This window comes from Microvirga sp. P4_G7 (assembly GCF_056401005.1).
The window spans coordinates 1-2,955 of sequence record NZ_JBFUKD010000489.1; the positions used below are offsets into that span (position 1 = coordinate 1).

The following is a 2,955-nucleotide window of genomic DNA, read 5'->3' on the forward strand; positions in this document are numbered from 1 at the left end:
GCCCCCTGCCGGCGCCGCCTACGCCTTCATGATCATCGAGACCGCGCCGACGGGGCCGACCGCGCGGTGGCTCGTGGTCGACCGTGAAGGACGAGAGTTGCGACGCATCCCGCCGCAACCGACGACCTTCGATCCGCGCAAGCGGCCATGGTACGCCCCGAGCCTGACCAGCGATCGCCCGATCATAACCGCGCCCTACCGGTTCGCCAACGTACCCGAGGCCGGCATCACACTGGCGCGGCAAGCCCTTCGCAACAGCGACGCCGTCTTCGGCATCGACATGACGCTTGCCAGCCTCGATCTCTATCTCGACAAGCTTCGATTCCCGCCTGAGCTCGAGTTGGTCATCTTCGACGAAGCCGGCACGTTGATCGCCCATCCGCGCGGCGATCTCTACCGCCAGATCCAGGAGGCCGACAAGGAAGCGAGGCTTCTCAAGGTCACAGACCTCAAATCGCCCTTGCTTTCGACGATGTACCGCTCGTTTGCCGCCCTGAAAGGGCAGACAGAGAACGCCACGTTCTCTGTCGACGACGAGAGTTATTTCGGCCGCACCGAAAAAATCGGCGACGGCTTCGGGGATCTCTATATCAGCCTCGCCGTTCCCTATGAGACCTTGCTGGGTCCTGCCGAGCAGATTCGGAGCAACCTGCTTTTGATCAGTGCTGCATCGGTCATTCTGGCACTGCTGATCGTCCTGCTTGCGTCACGCCGTTTGTCGCAGCCCTTGCGGGTCGCCGCGGAAGACATCCGCCGCATCATGCGATTCGAGTTCGGGCACCCCAAACGTCCGCAGCCACGCGTTGAGGAAATCCAGGAACTGACGCGCGCGCTCGACACGCTCGAACTGGTGATGAGCACCTTCATGCGCTACGTACCGCGCGCGCTCGTGCGCGGCATCATCGGGCGCAAATTTTCATCCGAACTCGGCGGCACGAGGCAGCCGATCACGGTCTTGTTCTCAGACATCGCAGGCTTCACGACGATTKCCGAGGAACTCGATCCGGAAGAAGTCATGGCGAGGACGTCGCGCTATTTCAGCGAAGTCGGCAACGAGCTTCTGCGATCGGGCGCGACCATCGACAAGTATATCGGCGACAGCATCATGGCATTCTGGAATGCGCCCGAGGCGCGCGAGGATCATGTCTCACTCGCCTGTCTCGGCGCCCTGCGCGCTTCGCGCCGCCTCGACGTCCTGAACGATCAGTTCATCGCCGAGGGCGGGTTGCCGATGCGAACCCGTTTCGGTCTTCATACCGGCGATGCGGTCGTCGGCAATGTCGGCTCGGTCGATCGAGTCAATTACACGGCGCTCGGCCACACCGTAAACATGGCGTCTCGCTTCGAGAAACTGAACAAGCGCTACGCGACCACCATTCTCGTGAGCGACGCCGTTCGCGCGGCAGCGAGCGACAATTACATATTTCGCTTCGTCGACCACGCGATCCCGGAGGGTGCTCATACGGCGATGGCGGTCTATGAGCTACTCGGCGTCGAGATCGCCGACGAGCCCGAGCTGCGCCCCCTGCCCGAACGGGGACAGACGCTGGAGGGCTGGAACGCCGCGCAGGCGAGCTATCATGCGGGTGATATCCGCGCAGCGATGGCACAGCTCGAGCAGTTGATTGCGCAGGCGCCGGAGGATCTGCTCTTCCGGATCTATCTGGAACGCTGCCGCACGAAGATCCAGAGCGGAGAAAAGATCGGCGATGATGCTTGACGCTTCGCATTGCCGCGCCGCGGTTGCCGCGCATTGACCGGGCCCTCGCTATGACCTCCGATCCCGATACCTACTACAGCCGAGCACTGTCCGAAACAGAGCGCTATCCCGCGGCGCGTGGCGCGATCAGCGCGGACGTCTGCATTGTCGGCGCGGGATTGGCCGGCCTGACCGCAGCCCTGACTCTTGCGCGAAGCGGACGGTCGGTGGTCGTTTTGGAAGCCCACCGCGTGGCTTGGGGAGCGTCCGGCCGAAACGGAGGTTTCGTTTCGGCGGGTTACGCGACATCGCTTTCCGCGATCGAGCGGATGGTGGGAGCGGATCAAGCCAAGGCGCTCTTTCGGCTATCCATCGAGGGGGTCGATGTCATTCGGCGCAATATCGCGTCGCTCGCTCCCGACGCGGCGCCCGTACCCGGAATCATAAAGGCGGTGCGGTACGATCCCCATGGTGCTTTGCTCAAGACGCGCGATCGCATGGAACGCGATTTCGGCCTGAGGCAAACGCACTACGCGCAGAAAGCGCTGCGCGCGGTGCTTCACTCCGATGCGTATCACGAGGCGCTTCTCGACGAGGACGCCTTCCATTTCAACCCGCTCGCCTACGCGAGAGGTCTCGCGCGCGAGGCCGCGCGACTCGGCGTTCGCATTCATGAGGATTCAGCCGCCGTCGCAGCCGATCTCGATCGACCTCTCAAGCGGCTGCGAACGGCGCATGCGGAAATCGAGACCGAGCATGTGGTGTTTGCGACGGGCGGCTACACGGGCGGCATATTTCCATCGTTGCGACGGTCTTATCTGCCGATCGCCACATACGTCCTATTGACGGAGCAGGCGCCGGAGCTCGTTCGCGACGCCATACGAACATCGGCGGCGGTTCTCGATGATCGCAGGGCCGGCGACTATTACCGTCTCGTCGATGGTGGGACACGTATCTTGTGGGGCGGCCGCATCACGACACGCACAACCGAGCCGAGAAGCATTGCCGCTCTCCTTCAACGGCAATTGCGATCGACCTATCCGCAATTGTCCGCTCTCAAGACGGAGATGGCGTGGTCGGGGCTGATGTCGTATGCGCGGCACCTGATGCCGCAGATCGGGCAATCGTCGCCGGGTGTCTGGTATTGCACCGCGTTCGGTGGACACGGGATGAATACGACGGCGCTGGGGGGGACGCTCATTGCGGAAGCGATCGCCGGTGAAAGTGATCGCTTCCGTCTGTTCGAACCGTTCGGT

The 2,955-nt window shown here is 62.8% G+C and carries 2 protein-coding genes; both read left to right on the forward strand.

The genetic code is table 11. From position 1 onward, the window contains the following. Positions 1 to 1,720, forward strand: a 1,720-nt coding sequence (locus AC1DT3_RS16810; protein ID WP_477466383.1) for an adenylate/guanylate cyclase domain-containing protein, incomplete at its 5' end; no start/stop codon positions are given. Then, on the forward strand, positions 1,717 to 2,955 hold a 1,239-nt coding region (locus AC1DT3_RS16815; RefSeq protein WP_477466384.1), incomplete at its 3' end, for an NAD(P)/FAD-dependent oxidoreductase. The genes AC1DT3_RS16810 and AC1DT3_RS16815, both read left to right, overlap by 4 nt.